Origin of the sequence: Pseudomonas sp. S49, assembly GCF_009866785.1 — a bacterium.
Classification (GTDB): Bacteria; Pseudomonadota; Gammaproteobacteria; order Pseudomonadales; family Pseudomonadaceae; genus Aquipseudomonas.
On sequence record NZ_CP019432.1, the window covers coordinates 2,882,372 to 2,900,297 of the forward strand.

Sequence of the window (17,926 nt, forward strand, 5' to 3'; positions counted from 1 at the left end):
CGCTTTGGCTTGAGTCTAGTGCAAGCCTTGCGCAATTCCCGTGATGGTTTTTTTGCACCGCCCGTCACACCAGATTCATAAACAGCCCTCAGGATGACGATTTCCAAGGATTCGTCAGCCGTGCAGCGAGGCAATTCCACGGACGGTTTTCAGCGTTCAACGAGGCTTGTGCGCCGGATGTGTCTGGGGTGGCTGCTCGGCTGTTCAGTGGGCCACGCCATGGCCGATGCGGTGCCGGCGGATTTGCGCATGACGCTGCACATTCCGGCACAGGATCTGGCGCACGCGCTGGATCAGTACAGCCACGCCACCGGCGTTGCGGTGCTGGTCGACAGTCAGTTGAGTCGCGGTCGTCGTTCGTTGGCGGTGGACGGTGAATACACCGCCGCCGATGCCCTGCGTCGGTTGCTCGGCGGCAGCGGGTTGATGGCGCGGTATGCCCGCGACGATGCGTTTACGTTGCAAGTGGCGCAGGTCGAAGACGTACCGGCGCCGGCACAAAAACAGACGCCTGAAAGCGTCGCCGTCAACCGCAGTTACGCGACAGCGGTGCAAGCGGCGATCGAGCGCAACCTGTGCCGCTCGCCGCTGACCCGTCCGGGCAGTTATCGCGCGGTGTTGCAGGTGTGGGTCGGCCGCGACGGCGTGGTGCAGCACAACCGGTTGGTCACTTCGACCGGTGATGTACGGCGCGACAACGCGCTGGTGGAGAGCTTTCGCAATCTCAAAATCGACCGACCGACGCCCAGCGCCTTGCGTCAGCCGGTCACGTTGCTGTTGTTACCGGAGTCGTCAGGGAAACGCATGGAATGCACCAAATGGGAAGGAGTTTCCGGGGGATGAAAGACACCGGACAAGGTTCGATGGTCCAACTGTTCCTGACGTCCTACGAGGACTTTCGGGTGCGCCTGCGCAGGCGTCTCGGTTCGGAAGATCTGGCCAACGACGTGCTGCACGAAACCTACCTGCGCGTCGACCGCATGGAGACGCCGCCGAACGTCCTGCGGCCCAATGCCTACCTCTATCGCATGGCCCTGAACATCGCCGCCGACCGCCGCCAGGCCGATGCGCGCCTGCTCACCGGCGAGGAAGTCGAAGAGCTGCTGCAAATCGGCGACGAAGCGCTTGATCCCGCGCGAGTTGTGGGCGGGCAAAAGGAAATCCAGTCGCTGCTCAGTGCGTTGTACGAGCTGCCCGCACGGCGCCGGAAGATCTTCATCGCGGCGCGTCTGGAAGAGGCGCCGCATCTGGAAATCTCGCAGCGCTTCGGCATTTCCACGCGCATGGTCGAGAAGGAAATCAAAGCCGCGCTGGGCTTCTGCGCCGCGAAACTGGAAAGAAAAGTGTTTCAGCGGTTCGGTCGCGGGGCCGGAAAACCGTCTTCTGAATAGTGCCCGATCAATTCGTTGAGAATCTGCGCGTTTGAACATCTTTCGACTGACACCTGCCGAGCCATCGGCGGCCGACAATCTGCACAGCGAAGCTCGCGACTGGCTGGTCCTGCTGACCTCCGGCCGCGCCACCGTGGCCGACGCCCGCGCCCTGCGCGAATGGTGCGCCCAGAGTGCCGAGCATGCCCGCGCGTTCGAAGAGGCCAAGCGGTTGTGGCAGCAACTGCAACCGGCCGTGGAGCAGATGCAGGCGCCACGCGGGTTTGGTCGACGTGCTTTTCTCGGTGGGGCGATTGCTGCGTCGGCTGCGTTTTTGCTGGTGCGCGGGACGATTCCTGGTGGTTTTGAAGGGCTGGGCGCGGACTACATTACTGAGGTTGGCCAGCAGCGTCGTTTTGAACCGGCGCAGGGTGTGAGTCTGGAGCTGAATACTCAGACGCGGATCAATCAGCGTGCGGTGTCTGAGGGTGTGCAGGGTTTTGAGCTGGTCAGCGGCGAAGTCGAAGTGCAGACCGCTCGATTGCCGCTGGCGATGCAGGCTGGGGGAGGGTGGTTGCGCGCCAGTCAGGCACGTTTCAACCTGCGTAACACTGATCAGCAAGTTTGCGTGACCTGTCTTGACGGTGCGGTGGAAGTCGACGTGGAAGGCCGCAGCATGCGCCTCGAATCGGGGCAGCAAGTGACCTATGACGCGCGGCAAGTCGGCAGCGTACAAAGCGTCGACACAGCCGCAGTGATGAACTGGCGCCAACAAGTGCTGGTCTTCAACGGCGCGACCCTCAGCCAGATGATCGACGAAATCAACCGCTACCGCCCCGGCATGTTGCTGCTGCTCAACCGTGAGCTCGGCCAACGCCGCGTCCAGGCCCGATTCAGCCTCGACCAACTTGCTGGCGTTGCACTGCTGATTCGGGATGCCTATGGCGTCAAATGCACCGAACTACCCGGCGGCGTCGTCGTTTTGAGTTAGTGAGTTTGACTGGGTACATATCCGTTGCTGCGGTAACGGCTGCTTAGGGTTTCGCCCTTACGGCGACTCACTTTTTTTACAAACGCCTAAAAAAAGTAAGCAAAAAAACGCTTGCTCCTACGTACGGCCCGCTCGCTGAGGCTCGGGGTTCCTTCGCTCCGGGATCCATCCGGGCGCATCGCCTACGGTTTGCTTCGCTGCACCTCCTCTCGATGCATTTGGCTGCGCCAAACGGTCGCTGCGCTCCCACCCCCGGATGAATCCCTCCACTCAGCCTTCCGACGTCGCCCGTGGATCAAGATCAAAAGCTGCAGCCGAGCTAACGCTCATCCTGTTGAGTGGGGCGGCTTTGCCGCAGGGTGTACGCAAATTAAAAACGGTGGGAGTGAGCCTGCTCGCGATGACGCCCTCACAGCCAACCACCCCCCAACTGACTACCCCAAATCCAAATGTAGGAGCTGCCGAAGGCTGCGATCTTTTGATCTTCAAAATCAAAGTCAAAAGATCGCAGCCTTCGGCAGCTCCTACAGGAGTATCCGATCAGAAGGGATATATGTCACTCCAACGGCCCAATCACCTGCCGATACTTCTCCACCCCCTGCGCCGTCCCCCGACTCAACCGAATCTCCAACCCCAACGGATCCTCCCGCCGATTCCCACTCAACTGCCGCCAGCCTTTATAGATTTCCCAAACCCGCACCTGCACATCACTGACATCACTCAAAACAGCCACCCCATTCCCAGGCGCCGGCAACGGATACCGACTCCGCGCCTCAGCCACCGCCCGATACAAAGTGTCGCCCTTGACCCACCACCGCACCCGCTGCAACGCCCCCGGCTGATCCGCCGCCGTACGAATAATGTCCAGCCGAAACCCCTTACTGTCGCTACTGCGCACAGTCAGAGCGGCCGGCGCCGTCACCGGCTCATCATCCACCCCAACCTTCCTCGGCTCAGTCAACTCAATCCCCGCGCGCATCTCCACATCCCGCTGCAACTGATTCAGCGCCCGCAACAAACCGTCACTCTGCTCACTGCTCGCCTGCAAATGACTGTCAGCCCGCGTCACACTGTCCAGCCCCCGCCAGGCAATCAGACTCACCACCGCCATCAACAAAATCGCGACCATCACCTCAATCAACGTAAACCCTTGCTGGCGCTTCATTGCAGGCTGATCCTTCCGCTGCCATCACGCAACACACTCAAGCGATTCAACCCATCCGACAACGTCAATTGCAGCGGCGGATTGATCCACTCAGCGTTCAGCACGACCCTCTGTTTCGGCTCCACCCGCACCTCCATCTTCGGACTCTGCCAGGCACGCGGCCGCAACTGCGGATCCTGCGCGAAATGATCAAACCCCTTGCCACTGTCACTGCGCCGACTAAAGCGAAACCCCTTGGCATCACTCACCCACACAATCGGCCGACCATCCGCGCGCGCCTCGGCCTGCGCCACCTGCAGCAACTGCGCCACACGTTCGGCATCCTTGCGCAGCAACTGCAACGGATCGGGCTTGATACTCAGGCTGATCGCCGCACTGGCGATGCCGATGATCACCAGCACCACCATCAACTCGATCAGCGTAAAACCCTGTTGCCTGTTCATCGCGCGCGCGCTCCTTTGCGTCCTGCACCATCGTGCACGGCCAACATGTAAGGCGTGTGAAATAAAACGGAGAGAATTGCCGCGTAGGCTGACAGCAGGGATAAAAAGGAGATTCAACCCATGACCTTCACCGCACGCTTTTCCCCACCCCAAATTGTCCAGGCCCTTGCGCTGCTCGCCGCGCTGGTCGGCGTGGCGACGTGGTCGTCGCTGCTGCTGACCTCCGCCGAATCCCACACCCCGGCAGCGGCCCCGCAATTGCTGGCCGCGCGCAGTGATAGCCCGGCGTTGCAGTGGTTTTCCAATCAAACGGCGCCGGTGGATATCAAGGTGAGCGGGGTGATGGCGGGGAGTCGGGGGGCGGTGGCGATACTGAGCCTGAACGATGGGCCGCCGAGGAGTTTTTTGCAGGGGGAGAAGGTTGGGCCTGGGGTGAAGTTGTTGGTGGTGGAGGGGGATGGGGTGGTGATTGAGCAGGGGGGGAGAGGGTGAGGTTGGGGGTGGAGAGGTTGGGGGAGGGGGTTGAGATGCCTCAGTTGGTGAGGCCGTGATTTGCTGAGTTGAAGGCAGTATGCTGCTGATTTAGATGTTGTGGTGCGTTTTGGATTGCGGGGAATGTGCTTGGTTGGGAGTGTCGTAAATGTCTTCTATCGGCCAATTACGGTCACTGATCCCATCGGTTAAAAATTAGTAGCAGCCACCATTCGTGAGGCGTCCTGCCCGTGGGATTCGTATTTTGGCGGATGGAACATAGGGAAATGGTTGCGCGATGAAACAATTACATTTCCAAGTGGGCTCATGCCTAGCAACACTGCTCAGCCATGAATACTCATCCACTGAGAAGGCATTGAAGGAGCTGGTAGTTTTCCCACAATCACTGAAAACGCCACTTTCTTGTCAAGCTGCGTGTCAGTAGTCGCTGCCTTTGCTCTTAATCCGAGCCCAAAAGTCTTCGGTGCTCCTACTTTTTTGCTTGGAAAAAGCTTTAGCTGCGTATCTGATGGGGGAGTGGTGAGACCGGTTTAATCTGACACGCCGCGATCAATGACCTCCTGATGTCTTTAGCTTTGCCAACTTGCTTGATGCTGGCCCAGACGATCTGTAGCTTTGTAGGGCGCGTAGCCCTCAAGTACCTGTTGCATCTCAGGGCCGTGACAAATTCGTGGGAAAACTAGCTACGCGTCAGGCATGCTCTTTCCTGGGATGATGAACGCCGCCATTGCATCTGCTGGATTCTGGCCATACCCGATCCATCTCTATCAGGAACAGTTCTTTGCGCTTCTGTTTGTGCTTGTAGGCGTACTCAGCGTCGGCGAAGCTCAACTGCTTCATCGAAAAACTTGGTGAGTGGTGTCCAGGTACTTTTCTAAAGTCAGGAAGCCTTTTTCAAAGTTCCCTTAGATGCAAGTTTCTGGGCAAACTTGCTCATCTGCGTATCGTCCCCACGAAGGAAATCTTTACATCCAAAATTGGAAGGGGTGTATGAGCAGCCAGTTTTAGAGCTGCTCAAACGACATTTAAGTTTAGTGCGACCGACCAGTACCGTTGCAGCATCTGCAGTTCGAACCGGATGGGAGTGCAGAAATGGTATTTGCGTATGCTTCCATAGAGGCGCGTTCGCTGAGTTTTTGTTTTTTGTTTCGAGTAATAGTTACTGTGAAGATTTCATCTGGAACTTCTGCGTAGGTGAAATTGGTTTCGCTAATAGCATTATTGCTTTTGGCGAAATCAATGATGGCTCGGGCGACTGATTTGTCCTTCATTTTACCTTCCTTGCTATAAGTTATTTATTTTATGCGATCTTGATTAAGTCTTTCATCGTTTAGGTGGGTGTAAAAAACTACGGCCGCCCTATTTTGTTGTAGTAAGGCTTCTCCGTCAATGTTCAAGAGAGGGAGGTTTTTGCATCTTTTAATTTGCTCGAAGTGTTTCATGTATTGATCCCTAAAAGTGCGCATGATGACGGCTTTGTCAACCATGCCACCTTCACAGCAAAGGGCGACGAGCTCAAGAGTGTTAACGACTTTTATTATGTCTGGTACCACGGGTTCATCTGGATTGATGTCGCTGAGAGAAGCCATATGATCCCACAGAGGAAGCAGTAGTTGCCGTTGAGACAACAACTTTTGGTTCTTTTGAACGTGGTAAGACAAATACACTGCCGCAGCAGTTGCCGTGCCGGAAAGAAATGCGCCTACTGCTGATACTATGGCGATAGTTGTGTTGGTATCCATATGTCCCTATAAGTCTTTCTTGATAATCAGTTCCTGAAGCCACGGGCTGGCCGTAGTTTTAAGCATTCTTCGGCAGTTTACCGTACTTAGGGACTTTTTCTAGAGCACTGTGGTGAAATTTCGGCGGGGGGGCAAGACATCCGATTCTGGCGTGTGCCACTCACACCCAAGCTCTGCCAAGTCGTCTCAACATCGCCTTCTGGCTAACGATGTTTGCACAAAATATGCAAGTCATCTCACAGGGACAGTCCCGCTGGGCTTACTCGAAGAGAGATGATATGCCTGTCGTGTTCTGTGAACAATGTCCGGAGGTAACCGACAAACCGGTTCTTTTTTTCCGTTTCCGCCACCGTAGAAGGCTTCGAAACCCATTGCAAATGACGGCTCAAGCAGAACGCAAATCGGTGGTCAGGTCGAATGCACACAAATGTTCAGATACCGTGCAATTTCTCGCAGGGCCTCAAATGTCGGGTCTCAGGATCGCTCGGATGCGATACAGGTCGTCGTTCACGTAGGCTAAACGAGCTATGAAGTTGTCGAGAAATTCGTTGGTGACTTCGAAATACTTTGGCGGCTTTTCGTAGCCCTTCGGCGTGCCCTTTTTCTTGGTCTGCGCTGGGTACTGGCGTCGGTGCAAGATCTGGACATGGGTTGGGCTCGTGATCGGGTAGGCGTGGATAATGTCGGATCGTTCATCGTTCAATGTTGTGAACAATTTTCCAGCCAGCTCCCCAGCAGCAAACGCTTGAGGTTGCGAGTTTTCGATCTTCCCCACTGCTTGCTTGAAAGTGGCGGCGAGTGGGCCGCCCATTTTCGCTTCCAGATCGCTGCGTGACTGCTCAGGATCCATGTAACAGATCACCTCGGCCATGAAGCTGCTGACTGAGGCGAAGCCATAGACCGCAACCCCTAAGCGATACAGGTAGCTGTCGCTTTCCGGCAGGGCGATCCTAGTCAACATTCTGATGTCTGCTAAATCCTTCTCGATACCGGTCATTCGTTTCTCCTTGATGGCTACAGGCCCTGACTTAATGGGCGGTCAGCGGTGGGCGGTCATGTCGTGTTCCAGGGCGCACACGCTACTCAGATCATCGCCTAAACGCATCTCATCGCGTAGAGTCAGCCTCGTGCTTCGCCCGCGTCGACCGGTCTGATACGGCGGAAGGGGGCGGATTGGGTAGCTTACGACTGTGGTGGCGCGGGATTCTTCTCGTCATCAGGTCAACGATGGAATGTAAGGGGCGCGAATGCAAATCAGCCGGAAGCTCAACATTTACGAGATCGAGGATCTTTACCAGTCGCACGGTACGGATCCCAATCTCAGGCTTCCCAACAGCATGAGCCACGGCGGTGGGCTGGGCGTGGACGCCGCTTTGGCTCAGTTCATCGTCACTTGGGCCCGCACCTGCGAAAAAAGCGTCCTTCACCTCTACGCCTCCGCTGGCGACGACGCCATAGCGCAGATCACTCAATTGGCCCAGAGCGCTGCCGGGTTCTTCGCGTTGATCATGTGCAATGAAGTCCACGCTCAAGATCATCAAGTCATTGATCGACGCGCGGCCCTTATCGCGATCAGACCCTTGGTTGATGCCATGTTCGAGGGTGAATTGCGTTATACGGCGAGCACTCGTGGCGCCCGCCCTACGGTCATCAATCTGTTCAGCGTCAACAACGCCAAGCGTGAATTCATCAAGCCGTTCTACTTTGATCACGCGTTGCCGAAAGTCCAACCCAAGTCCTGGTTTTCGACGCTTGTGGAAACGTCGTCGAAGCTGATGAATGCCAGGGGCGACCAGGGGGTGTTGCTCAAGGCAGGCTTGCCAGCATTAGGCAGCGTGCTATGGGAGCTGATTTCCAACGCCGACCAGCACGCCGTCACGGACGTGGACGGGGTCAAGTACAAAAAGGCCCTGCGCGGCACCTCCATCAAATTCAACCGCATGAATCGTCAGGATGCGCTGGAGTATTCGGCCAACGAGCCCGAGCTGGCGCGGTTTATCTTGAAGCACTTCCTGAAAGCCGAAATGTTGGAATTTTTGGAAATCTCGGTCATCGACAGTGGCCCAGGATTGGCGCGGCGATGGCTGACTGCTAAGGAGAAGCGGCCAGTTGAAAGCCTCGAAACGCTAAGCCTTGAGGCAGAACTTGAGGCGACACTCGATTGCTTCAAAAAGCACATTACGTCCAAAGCTCAGTCTCCGAACTCAGGTATGGGGCTGCATAACGCCGTTCAGGCACTCAACAAGCTTGAGGCGTTCGTGCGAATCCGGACGGGCCGACTTTCGCTGCATCAGGCTTTTCAGGGAAGTAATGAGATCATGGAGTTCGCCCCGTCGACTCGATACGGGGGGCGGGTGCTGGCGGCTGTGGAAGGCACTGTGTTCACCATCTGCATTCCGGTGAGCTGACATGTTCGATCTGATGGATTTTGAAGTCGAGTTGAGCCAGGCCGGCAACCCGGTCTATGCGGTTTTTTTCTTCACCGGTCTAGATTTGCTCACGGACACGCAAGCCGCGCATGCACTTCAGCATCAGTTGTCCGGCCACATCATGCCTGATCTGTTGGTGTTTCTGATGCCAGGTTATGCCCTGGACGAATTTCGCGCCCAGCAGGCGGCCCCTACATCGCCGCTGATGGCGGAGTTGAGTCGTAAAGGCCCAGGCTCACCCCGCACCTACGCATGTGCTTTCTACGACGTAGATGGCGCCATAACTGAGTACATTCACATCTCAGGCCCGAAGCGGCGTTTCGAGACGCTCATCAAAGGCAATTCCAGTGAAATTGCGAAGGCTGGCCTGAATCACCTCGTCGATCGTTCCAACGTGCTGAAGAAGGCGCCTGCAGGCTTCTTCTACTCAAAACCGTCGTCTCGGGCCTCGAACTATTTCATCCGGGCGGAAGACTTGTTGTCCGAGACCTTGCACGCCCACTACCTAGCATTTACCTGCTTACCCCTCATCAAGAAGGCCACGGAAGATGGCATGGCGGCACCCGATTCCCTGTATCTGGACACGATCGCCTTGCTGCCCTTAGGAATGGCGATGCAGATGTACCTCATGAGGTTCGGGCAGGTGGGCTTTGCTAACATCCGGTCATTCCATTCGCACGAAGGCCTTCTAAAAGATGGGCCTTTACCTAAGGCCGTTTCTGCCCTATGCCTTATTTCCGCATCGAGCCAGTGTGGCCTTGCGCAGCAGTGGTTAAAGGTAAACAGCGCTTCGCCGACGCGCGTGGCGACCCTTCTGTCTTTTGATGAAAAATCGAGTTCTTGCACCATCTTGCATGCGCTCAGGAAACCTGAAGACTTCGAAGTACTGGGCGAGGGCGAAGCGGGTGGGATTCGTCTGATCCGTATCCATGGCGAACGGTTCGTTGCCGAGCACAGCGAGACCAAGGTGCTGAATATAGGCACTGATCATGCGCCAGACTCGCTGCAAGCCAAGTTCTACTCCTTCATGGGGGCCGACTTGTTCAGCTGCTATACACAAGATCGACCGGGGCTTAGGCCTCGGACGGTGCATGTCCATAAAGACAGCCTAGTGGTTGCCAGTGATTTTGGCGGCTGGTACGAACGGGTATTGCGGGAGGAGGCCGTCGCGTCGACCAAGTGGATCATCCACGACGATGACCCGGCCAGTGAAGCCTTGGCCGACCGGGCGATCGTTTACCTGGCATCGTGTGGCGTCACGGTCGAGAACAAGGTGTCCTTCGATAGATTCGATGCCAGCGTGAACTTTGAAGGGTCTGTCATCGTCATTGCCGCTGCTGCCGAGCGTGGGTCGCGCCTGCTGAGCGTCAGCCGTCGGCTACGTACTGCGCAGAACGCCGAGAAACCAGGCACTCGTCTGTACATCACGGGTGCGCTTTTCGGGCGTAGCTATCAGATGATGAAGGAACTGCAGAGCAACCTGACGCAACCACCCAAAGGGCACAGTCGCTACGTCTTCAAGACGTTCGTGGAAATCCCCGCAGCTGAACTTGCCTGCACGAGTCATTGGGTAGAAGAGCAGCGCTTGCTCCGTTCATTGCACTCGGTTACCACCACGTTCTCGCCGGCAGTCACTCAGCGCATGGCTGTGTTTGATAACGCTGCTGCCGGTGGGCTTGGTCTGAATCCGTTCTGGCCAAGCAGCCTCACCGGTCAGCCGATGACACTCAGCCGAGGTTTTGCGTTTGTCGACGGCAAGAAGGACGTGAGAGGGGCTTCGTCGACTGACATCTATCTAACCATTCTGTGGATTCTGCAGAACGCCCGGTACAGCGATAAGGTGCAGAATGCCAAGCGGTTGGAATCCGGGGAGCTTCAGCAGGTGCTTCTCTCGCCAGATGTGTTCTCGCGTTTCGACGATGGTGTCATCCAGGGGGCATTCTTGCGCGCCGCGCTCCCGACGGAGCTTGATTATCGAGCTCAGGAAACCCACAGCTTGTCGATGGCGGACATCATTCAGCGCGTTGCTGCAGGATATGGGCAAGAGCGCGGGGAAGCCGCCATGGAATTCGTGATGGCGTTAGCGATCGGCAAAATCCGCCTGCATAAGGATGTCGACAGCCGCCTGCGGGCCAGCCTGATTGCGATGTTGTCGCCGCACGTCCCTGAGACGCTTTACCTGCTTGATCCTGAGTACGAGCCGCCGCTGTGATCAATATTTGTTAAACCGTTGTAGCGATGGTTTATTTGCTAGCAACGACGCCTTGGCCCGGTTCGTGTTTGGGCTGAGGTCAGAGCATTTGGCGGCTGAAGCGTGCCAAAGGGGTGGGCGCCGGGATTGTAGCCCATGTGCGATGCGTCAATGTGCTATCAATAATCTGGACGGGTGAGGGAGATTGTCATAAATTCGATGGCTAAAATTGCCATGGATGTCGAGATGGAACCTAATGATGCTGGCGGAGTCGCTGCCAAGCACGGCTTCATCTTCCAAGATTGTGTCGCAGCCTACTACGTAACCCAGATGTTGCGGGACAAAACTATTCAACGCGTTCGATGTGAAGTCACCGATGACATTGATGTTGTTTTCGATGATTTCGTCGAATTCGTGCAGGTGAAAACCACCACGAAGACACTCTGGGCGAGAAGCGACCTTGTCGTCCTCAGTTCAGGTGCCGGCAACAAAAAGATTAAAGACAGCTCGATCATGCATAAGTCCATGCAATGCGAGCCCACGCTCTCCATGCCTAGGAAGTTCAGGATCGTCACGGAGCATCCGACTAATGTCACCCTCGAATACCTGCTCATCAACCGTGAAGAACGCGTTGGAAAAGCTGGGCGCGGTGATCTGGTCGCCTACCTCAACTCCAAAACCTCCGACTACGTCGCACCCAGTGGGGTGGACGTGGCGACCTGGGTCGACGCAGCGTGTTGGGAAGTCTTTCGCACGATGCGCGAGATTGAGCTTTTGGGCATCAGGAACATTCGACTAGCCTCGTATGATCTTCACGGCGTCTTATTGAGCACCGAAGCCTCGGCGGAGAACATCTGGCAGGGGATTCTGGATACGATCACCCGTAAAGGAGCCCTGTCCCGCAAAATTCACTCCGTAGACAGCAAATCTTACCTGCGTGCGGATCTAAACGCGTGGTTCCAGAGGCTGGTCGAGGAAGATCAGAAGCGTGCGGGTCGCAAAGTTTACGTCAAACGGCAACTGCCCCATATCCTTGTTCCGTTTCGCAGCTCGCTGGCCACTCCATGTGCAAAGCGCAATGGTCACGTCCTGCACCAGCAATACAGCTTCAAGCGCTATCGCTACAAACACATTGTGGAAAATGTGTGCAAATGGCTGGATGAAGTGTTCCTTCGTCCCAATGAGCTCGCAGACATCCACAAGTTGTCTCTAGTCGAGCAAGCTCAGCGCCTGAAAAACACGGTGTTTGCTTCCTTGGCAGACGTCCGCTCATTCTTGGGGCGAGTGCTACTCCATGCCACGATACGCCAGATGCATGCGAGTCAGCCCATCCCCTGTCTGCTTTACCTCGAAGGTAGGGGCGAAGAAAAGATCCTTGAAAACGTCCATATCGTCAGGCGAGATCCGGAGGGCGATCAGCTGTGGGTCGGCTTCAGTGAGCTGGTCACGGCAGCCAACATCACCACGCGTCTTCCGGAGATCCGCCAACAGCTTTACGAAGAGATCGTGGAAAGTTTCAGTAACGCCCGGGGCAAGATTCTCGACATCAAGGATGATGAATACCTGCTGCGTCATGACATCGATGTGATCCTAGACGAGAGCAACCCGTTCGATGCACACCTGGATCGGTTCAGATTTGTGCTGTTCGTTGGGTACGACTCCTCGTTGCTCACCGACCCTGAGACACCCGGGCATGAAGATCATTTGGAACGAGAAACGACAGCTCTCTTCGAAACGTTTGCTGACGACCTGAAACACGACCCAACGTTCGCCGAGCTTGCGATCGACGTGTTCATCTATCCCGCACCGAGCTTGGAGACGTTGACCCGATTGGTGGACGAAAAGGTCAGGGAGGCCGTATGACCGAAGTTTATGATGCAGCCAAGCTGAGCTTGGGCGGTGATGGATTCTCCGCATTCCGCTACCTGTCAGCGGTCAACACCCTCCTGTCCAACCCTGTCTCCACCCCTCTGGGCCGAGACCTGACAATCCGAGCGCTCGATGCCCGTGAGAAATTCACCGACCACGTTGGCATTCTGCGCAACATGGTCAGAAAGGCTGGGCTGTTCCCCTACTTAAAGAAAGAGTTTTCTGAGTTGTCCCAGGGTGACCTGATTGCGCTCGACGTTTACCGCACGCCATTCTCAGAGGATTTTGTTTTCCACTCAATGCAGTTCCGGATCTTCGACTTGCTCAAGGACGGTCGCAACGTTGTGCTCAGTGCGCCCACAAGCATGGGCAAGAGTGCCATCGTTGACTCGCTACTGGGGCTCGGTCGCTTTAATCGCGTCGTGCTGGTGGTACCCACGGTCGCGCTAGCTGATGAGACGCGCAGACGCCTTCAGGAGCGCTTCGGAGAGGTCTATCAGATCATCCATCACAGCTCGCAAGAATGTCGCAGCGAGCGGGTCGTGTACGTCCTGACCCAGGAGCGGGTCAATGAGCGTGATGACATCAAGGCCATCGACCTCTTCGTTATCGACGAATTTTACAAACTGGCCTTCCAGCAGCTCAAAAGTGGCACCACGGACTTTAATGATGAGCGGGTCATCGAACTGAATATCGCCCTTAGCAAGCTGCTAAAGGTGTCCAAGCAGTTCTACCTGACTGGGCCTTTCGTCAACAGCGTTCGAGGCCTGACGGAACTTGGGTACGACCACACCTTCATTTCCGCCGACTTCAACACGGTGGCTGTCGATGTGCAGACGTTCGGTGTGGATGCCAATGACGAAGAAGGCAAGCTGGCAATGTTGGCGACTATCGCGCCCCAGTGCGAAGGCGCCACGATCATCTACTGCAAGTCCTCTGGCGTGGCCGGCAAGGTTGCACGCGAACTCGTCAGGCTTGGGTATGGCCGTCCGTTCCAGAGTGAGCACATTGATTGGGTTGCTGAGGAATTCGACCCAGAGTGGGACTATACCTATGCCCTCAGGAACGGCATTGGCCTGCATTTCGGTGGTCTCCCCAGAGCGCTTCAGCAGTACACCGCCGACCGGTTCAATGCCGGCGACCTTCGTTTTCTACTTTGCACGGCCACCATCATTGAGGGGGTGAACACAGTTGCGAAGAACGTGGTCATCTACGACAACCGTAATGGCACTCGCGGGATCGACAAATTCACCCATGGGAACATCAAGGGACGCGCGGGCCGGATGGGTATCCATTTTGTGGGCAAAGTGTTCTGTCTGGAAGATGTTCCGGAGGACAATCTGAACCAAGAGGTTGTTGTGCCTCTGGGAATTCAGGATGCGGATACGCCACTGAATCTGCTCGCCAGTGCACAGCCGGATCACTTGTCAGAATATTCTCAGGAGAGGTTTGAGGCCGCCTTTGCCCAAGATAGATTTTCCATCGATCTGCTCAAGAAGCACTCCTACTTCAGGATGGAGCAGTTCGAGCAGCTCTACAGCATGGTCGAGATGCTCAGCGAGAACGAATTCGAGTCCCTTCTGTTCCACTGGTCGCCAGCGCCTGGTTTCCTGACCACCCTGGCCATGATCAGCAGCAGGCTCGTGCCCAGGGCGTTTTCCACGAATGGACTGCAGACCAAAACTCCCGATGCCATCCTGGCCAAGCTGACGAGCTTTCAGAGAGCTGAGAGCTACTCTGCTTATCTGAAGGGCCAGATCGAATACACCAAGCAGCGGATCAAGGATGATGAGAAACGGATCAGGACTGGTCAAAAACGGATCAAAGCTGATGAGAAGTTGACCCTTTCCACTGGGCTCAACAACGACTTGAAGCTAGTGAGCAATACTTTCGGCTACACCATTCCCAAGGTGCTGGCGCTGCTGGAAGACGTGGTTCGCTTGCACGCTATCAAGAAGGGCATCCGGAGTACGATTGACTACAGCTACGTCAGAATCAAATTCGAGAACCTTCATTTACCGCCAGGGGTGAATGCCCTTGAGGAGATTGGGATCCCCATCCAGACGCTGCACCGCATGTGTGAGCTGCTGGAGTTCCCCGAAGGGGCCGGGGTGGATGAGCTGGCTGACTATCTCCGCCGTAACGAGCCGGATTGGGGTTTTATGGGATACGTCGACCAGAGCTTCGTGAGGCGGGCGCTCGGGTCTGTGTGAGAGAGGCTGGCAGTTGAGTGGAAGGCGTGGCTAACCATCTGGTTGGCTTGCTGGCACGGCTCCGCGCTCTTTCTGCGACGAAGGTCTAACAGGGGTAGGGTGGCACTTGGCTTGCTCACCCTGGTTGATCTCGCCATTATTTCTAGCCCAAGCTTTTGTGAGGTTCGAGCTATATGGAAATGACGTCTCTCAGGCTGCTTCATCGCGGCATGATTTCAATTGGCAGCGACATGCAGCAGTTCTTGGTGACGACGGGCGCCGCAAGCTTTGATTGCCTCTTCTCCACTCGCGACACGCCCTTCATACTGACACTCACCGCCCGTGGCGAGGTCAGAGGTTTCTTCCGCTTTGACGTGCTCAATGGGTACAGAATTCGGGACTATCTGGGCGATATGTATGGCGACCTGCTTGCTGTGCTTCGGTCGGACGGGACAAGCGGTGAGCTGTTGAAGCCCAAGGACTTCCTAGAGCAACTGAACCAGGCCATTCCAACCCAAGCTACTGTGCCGGCCAACCCCAAACCTTCTGAAATTGTCCGTTTGCGCCCTGACATCATGGAGGAGCGCGAGAAGCCGTATTTCAATGCCTGGATTTACTGGAAGGCAGACAGCGGTAAAAGTCCGAGCAAGGAAAACCAGCACAAGACATTGCTGCTGCTCGGGCCCGAAGCCGCGCGTCATAGTCGGGAGCGAAATGCTTCGTCGCGATGGAGTTCTACCGATACTGGTGGAAGTTGGGAGCAATCCTGAACAGTTGGGGCATTGCGAGAATGGAAAGCTTGTTGGCTTGTAGTAACACATCTAACTTAATGTTTTTAGGGACTTGCTTGTCGTGCCAGGACGGAGGCAATGAGTTGTGCTGTATTACCCGCCTCGGTCGTGGCGGTGTCTTTTGCATTGAGTTATTTATAATATTAAGGAACGAGTCAGATGGATCTATTTACTCCAGTCGTGAAAGAAGAGCGGCAGCATGAAAATTTTAGACGCGTTCTGGTGCCGGGACGAATGTCAGAAAGGGCGATCGTTGCAGGTTGGGCTGAAGGCTTTCAGGATCGAGATAAAAAATTCCTAAATGAGTTTCAGACGACATTTAATTCATCATTTTGGGAAGTGTACTTGTATGGATTATTTAAATCGTATTCGTTTGGCTTGAATTGGTCGCAGGCTAGCCCTGACTTTTGGCTCATGACACCCTACGGAGAAATTATTGTTGAGGCTGTAACTGCTAATGCTGCCGAAGGTAAGGAGCCTGAATGGGACAAGAAAAGCCTGATGAGTGACGAAGTAAGGAAGAAGAATTTTTGGCCTCTCAATCGCGAGGCAATTATCCGACTTTCGAATGCATTGAGCGCAAAGGTGAGGAAGTACGAAGACAAGTACAAAAAACTACCTCATGTGCCGTGCAAGCCATTCGTGATCGCTGTAGCTCCGTTTGAACAGCCCGATTTTCAACATCAGTATGACCGTGCCATGCGCGCCTTGCTTTACAACGATTACGTAGATGAGACAGCGTATTTCAAAGATCCAACTCGATTTCCGGATGGTCCACCTAGCGTTAGGCTTGATGAAATCGAAAAGGACAATGGCTCGACTTTCGAATTAGGTATTTTCGAGAATGATGATTGGGCGGAGGTTAGTGCAGTTATTTTTTCTTGTGTGGCTACGTGGGGGAAAGCAGTCGCGATGTCAAATGACCTTCGTGAAGGATTCATCATGGCGAATTGGGGCACTGATGAATCCGGCAAGTCAGAGTCAAGAAAGAGTCGGGTCGGCATCCCTAGTGAAGAGATTCATGACGGACTTCAGATATTCCACAATCCACACGCTTCGAATCCAGTTGACCTGCGAGTCTTTCGTCGAAAGGGGGTAGTACAGCACTATCTATCTCAAGGGGTTTGGATTCGCGAAGGTTATGATGACTGCCTGCAATTCAGATTTACCTACGCATCAGGAGCACCTTTTAGGGATTCTCCACATAGGTGATAGCGTGCGCTTTGCTTGAATGCTAGGGTGACTTGGCGGTTCGGAAGATGACTTGGCCGGACGCCTGCTCCATAGCTACAACGACCACCTGTCGCCAATAGGCATAGAGCGAACAGTGGAGTAAAAACACTAGTCGGTGTCCGGTTTCATTGGACCACTACAGTTTAGCAACGTCTCAGGATATGGGGACGGATCTATTTAGGGCCAAGTGGTGGAATGATGTCTCGATAAACACCAACGTTTAAAAAGACATCTCCAAACACTCTCCCAGGCTACACATCCTTGCGCCATTGCCTACAGCTACGCCAGAATCCGCCGGCTTGTGCGCCTTGGGGGCGGGTTCTATTGTGGTCCGGTCGCTGACGAATCAGCGATCGGGTTTGGTAGCCCGGCTAGACTTGGCGCATAGCGTCACCCGATACAGGCCTTTTTTGGGGCTGTGTATTTATGGTGGCCATGCGCAGGGCGTCTTCGGGCGCGCCGGTTCTCCAAGTCACCGGTCTACCAACCTTCGTATGGCCACCACCCCTTCGTTTGGTAGCGAAAGATGATGGCTCCTTTTCTATGATTTGGAGATTCACTCATGATCAAACCAACACCCAACCCGCCCGAAACCGCCTCGGTTTCCCCCTACGAATCCATCGATTCCAAAAAACTCCACGAAGCCGCCGACCGCGCGCTCGACCATTACCTCTGTCCACCCGGTTCCACGCCGCCCCCACGTAAAAACCGTGGGATGTATGCCGTGACGGCGGACAACAAAACCGAAGAACTGCTGGTCGATGCCAGTGCAACACTCGCTTCGGCCAAAACCATCGCCCAGAACGTCTCCAGCCTGTTGCCGGCATCGCAGCGCCATGCGCTGGCGGGGATCGCGCAGTTGATCATGCTCGGGGAGTTGGCGGTGAATCGGGCGCTGGATAATTTGCAGTTGCCGGGGTGACTCGGAGTAGGGCTGGCAGCTATGGTGATGACACATGCGCTGTTTCTGCTGCCTGATATTCCGCTATCGCCAGCAGGCTGGCTCCCACAGGGTTTT

Annotated in this window: 15 protein-coding genes and 1 pseudogene; 11 read left to right on the plus strand and 5 right to left on the minus strand. The window is 55.3% G+C overall.

Annotated features, from left to right (window positions below; all coding sequences use genetic code 11):
* Window positions 1-177 precede the first annotated feature (177 nt).
* From PspS49_RS12800 to PspS49_RS12810, 3 genes are read left to right on the plus strand one after another with little or no spacing between them, the layout of a single operon-like run.
* Window positions 178-843 (plus strand): secretin and TonB N-terminal domain-containing protein, encoded by a 666-nt coding sequence (locus PspS49_RS12800; protein WP_160039587.1) that lies wholly within the window; start codon window positions 178-180, stop codon window positions 841-843.
* Entirely contained in the window at window positions 840-1,391 is a 552-nt protein-coding gene (locus PspS49_RS12805; RefSeq protein WP_007913935.1) for an RNA polymerase sigma factor, read from the plus strand. The genes PspS49_RS12800 and PspS49_RS12805 overlap by 4 nt, the downstream gene beginning before the upstream one ends.
* Window positions 1,392-1,422: 31 nt before the next feature.
* Window positions 1,423-2,361 (plus strand): DUF4880 domain-containing protein, encoded by a 939-nt coding sequence (locus PspS49_RS12810; protein WP_160039589.1) that lies wholly within the window; start codon window positions 1,423-1,425, stop codon window positions 2,359-2,361.
* Between the two features lie 556 nt (window positions 2,362-2,917).
* Here the strand turns inward: PspS49_RS12810 and PspS49_RS12815 are convergent.
* Window positions 2,918-3,526, minus strand: a complete 609-nt coding sequence (locus PspS49_RS12815) for a prepilin-type N-terminal cleavage/methylation domain-containing protein (RefSeq protein ID WP_160039591.1) — start codon at window positions 3,524-3,526, stop codon at window positions 2,918-2,920.
* The gene (gene gspH, locus PspS49_RS12820; RefSeq protein WP_008087980.1) at window positions 3,523-3,969 is read right to left on the minus strand and encodes a type II secretion system minor pseudopilin GspH; all 447 of its coding nucleotides are present in this window, start codon (window positions 3,967-3,969) and stop codon (window positions 3,523-3,525) included. The genes PspS49_RS12815 and gspH overlap by 4 nt, the downstream gene beginning before the upstream one ends.
* 120 nt (window positions 3,970-4,089) lie before the next feature.
* Between gspH and PspS49_RS12825 the strand changes: the two are divergent.
* A pseudogene (locus PspS49_RS12825) lies at window positions 4,090-4,520 on the plus strand (type II secretion system protein N).
* 972 nt (window positions 4,521-5,492) lie between these two features.
* On the opposite strand, the gene PspS49_RS12835 reads toward PspS49_RS12825, so the two are convergent.
* The 3 genes from PspS49_RS12835 to PspS49_RS12845 form a co-directional block, all read right to left on the minus strand.
* A complete protein-coding gene (locus tag PspS49_RS12835; RefSeq protein WP_160039595.1) occupies window positions 5,493-5,732 on the minus strand; it encodes a hypothetical protein in 240 nt (79 codons plus the stop codon).
* Window positions 5,733-5,756: 24 nt separating this feature from the next.
* The gene (locus tag PspS49_RS12840) at window positions 5,757-6,203 is read right to left on the minus strand and encodes a hypothetical protein (RefSeq protein WP_160039597.1); all 447 of its coding nucleotides are present in this window, start codon (window positions 6,201-6,203) and stop codon (window positions 5,757-5,759) included.
* Between the two features lie 460 nt (window positions 6,204-6,663).
* Complete coding sequence (locus tag PspS49_RS12845; RefSeq protein WP_160039599.1) at window positions 6,664-7,200, minus strand: hypothetical protein; 537 nt, start codon at window positions 7,198-7,200, stop codon at window positions 6,664-6,666.
* 250 nt (window positions 7,201-7,450) lie between these two features.
* Between PspS49_RS12845 and PspS49_RS12850 the strand changes: the two genes are divergently transcribed.
* From PspS49_RS12850 to PspS49_RS12880, 7 genes are all read left to right on the plus strand, one after another.
* Window positions 7,451-8,611: an ATP-binding protein gene (locus PspS49_RS12850; protein ID WP_160039601.1), complete on the plus strand. Its 1,161-nt coding sequence runs from the start codon at window positions 7,451-7,453 to the stop codon at window positions 8,609-8,611.
* A gap of 1 nt (window position 8,612) precedes the next feature.
* Window positions 8,613-10,844 carry a hypothetical protein gene (locus PspS49_RS12855; RefSeq protein ID WP_160039603.1) on the plus strand — a complete coding sequence of 744 codons (2,232 nt, stop codon included), beginning with the start codon at window positions 8,613-8,615 and terminating at the stop codon, window positions 10,842-10,844.
* Window positions 10,845-11,042: 198 nt separating this feature from the next.
* The gene (locus PspS49_RS12860; RefSeq protein WP_275113742.1) at window positions 11,043-12,686 is read left to right on the plus strand and encodes a dsDNA nuclease domain-containing protein; all 1,644 of its coding nucleotides are present in this window, start codon (window positions 11,043-11,045) and stop codon (window positions 12,684-12,686) included.
* Entirely contained in the window at window positions 12,683-14,905 is a 2,223-nt protein-coding gene (locus PspS49_RS12865) for a DEAD/DEAH box helicase (protein ID WP_160039605.1), read from the plus strand. The genes PspS49_RS12860 and PspS49_RS12865 overlap by 4 nt, the downstream gene beginning before the upstream one ends.
* A 173-nt stretch (window positions 14,906-15,078) precedes the next feature.
* The gene (locus PspS49_RS12870) at window positions 15,079-15,654 is read left to right on the plus strand and encodes a DUF6037 family protein (RefSeq protein WP_160039607.1); all 576 of its coding nucleotides are present in this window, start codon (window positions 15,079-15,081) and stop codon (window positions 15,652-15,654) included.
* 180 nt (window positions 15,655-15,834) lie between these two features.
* Window positions 15,835-16,887, plus strand: coding sequence for a hypothetical protein (locus PspS49_RS12875; protein ID WP_160039609.1), 1,053 nt, complete (start codon window positions 15,835-15,837; stop codon window positions 16,885-16,887).
* Window positions 16,888-17,470: 583 nt separating this feature from the next.
* On the plus strand, window positions 17,471-17,830 hold the full coding sequence (locus PspS49_RS12880) for a hypothetical protein (protein WP_064119814.1): 360 nt from the start codon (window positions 17,471-17,473) through the stop codon (window positions 17,828-17,830).
* The last annotated feature ends 96 nt before the right edge of the window (window positions 17,831-17,926 follow it).

Bases quoted from the DNA above. Each gene is read 5' to 3' on its own strand.
- PspS49_RS12805 (WP_007913935.1), top strand. From the start codon at position 840: ATGAAAGACACCGGACAAGGTTCGATGGTCCAACTGTTCCTGACGTCC.
- gspH (WP_008087980.1), bottom strand. From the start codon at position 3,969: ATGAACAGGCAACAGGGTTTTACGCTGATCGAGTTGATGGTGGTGCTG.
- PspS49_RS12855 (WP_160039603.1), top strand. From the start codon at position 8,613: ATGTTCGATCTGATGGATTTTGAAGTCGAGTTGAGCCAGGCCGGCAAC.
- PspS49_RS12860 (WP_275113742.1), top strand. From the start codon at position 11,043: ATGGCTAAAATTGCCATGGATGTCGAGATGGAACCTAATGATGCTGGC.
- PspS49_RS12870 (WP_160039607.1), top strand. From the start codon at position 15,079: ATGGAAATGACGTCTCTCAGGCTGCTTCATCGCGGCATGATTTCAATT.
- PspS49_RS12800 (WP_160039587.1), top strand. From the start codon at position 178: ATGTGTCTGGGGTGGCTGCTCGGCTGTTCAGTGGGCCACGCCATGGCC.
- PspS49_RS12880 (WP_064119814.1), top strand. From the start codon at position 17,471: ATGATCAAACCAACACCCAACCCGCCCGAAACCGCCTCGGTTTCCCCC.
- PspS49_RS12835 (WP_160039595.1), bottom strand. From the start codon at position 5,732: ATGAAGGACAAATCAGTCGCCCGAGCCATCATTGATTTCGCCAAAAGC.
- PspS49_RS12845 (WP_160039599.1), bottom strand. From the start codon at position 7,200: ATGACCGGTATCGAGAAGGATTTAGCAGACATCAGAATGTTGACTAGG.
- PspS49_RS12815 (WP_160039591.1), bottom strand. From the start codon at position 3,526: ATGAAGCGCCAGCAAGGGTTTACGTTGATTGAGGTGATGGTCGCGATT.
- PspS49_RS12850 (WP_160039601.1), top strand. From the start codon at position 7,451: ATGCAAATCAGCCGGAAGCTCAACATTTACGAGATCGAGGATCTTTAC.
- PspS49_RS12865 (WP_160039605.1), top strand. From the start codon at position 12,683: ATGACCGAAGTTTATGATGCAGCCAAGCTGAGCTTGGGCGGTGATGGA.
- PspS49_RS12840 (WP_160039597.1), bottom strand. From the start codon at position 6,203: ATGGATACCAACACAACTATCGCCATAGTATCAGCAGTAGGCGCATTT.
- PspS49_RS12875 (WP_160039609.1), top strand. From the start codon at position 15,835: ATGGATCTATTTACTCCAGTCGTGAAAGAAGAGCGGCAGCATGAAAAT.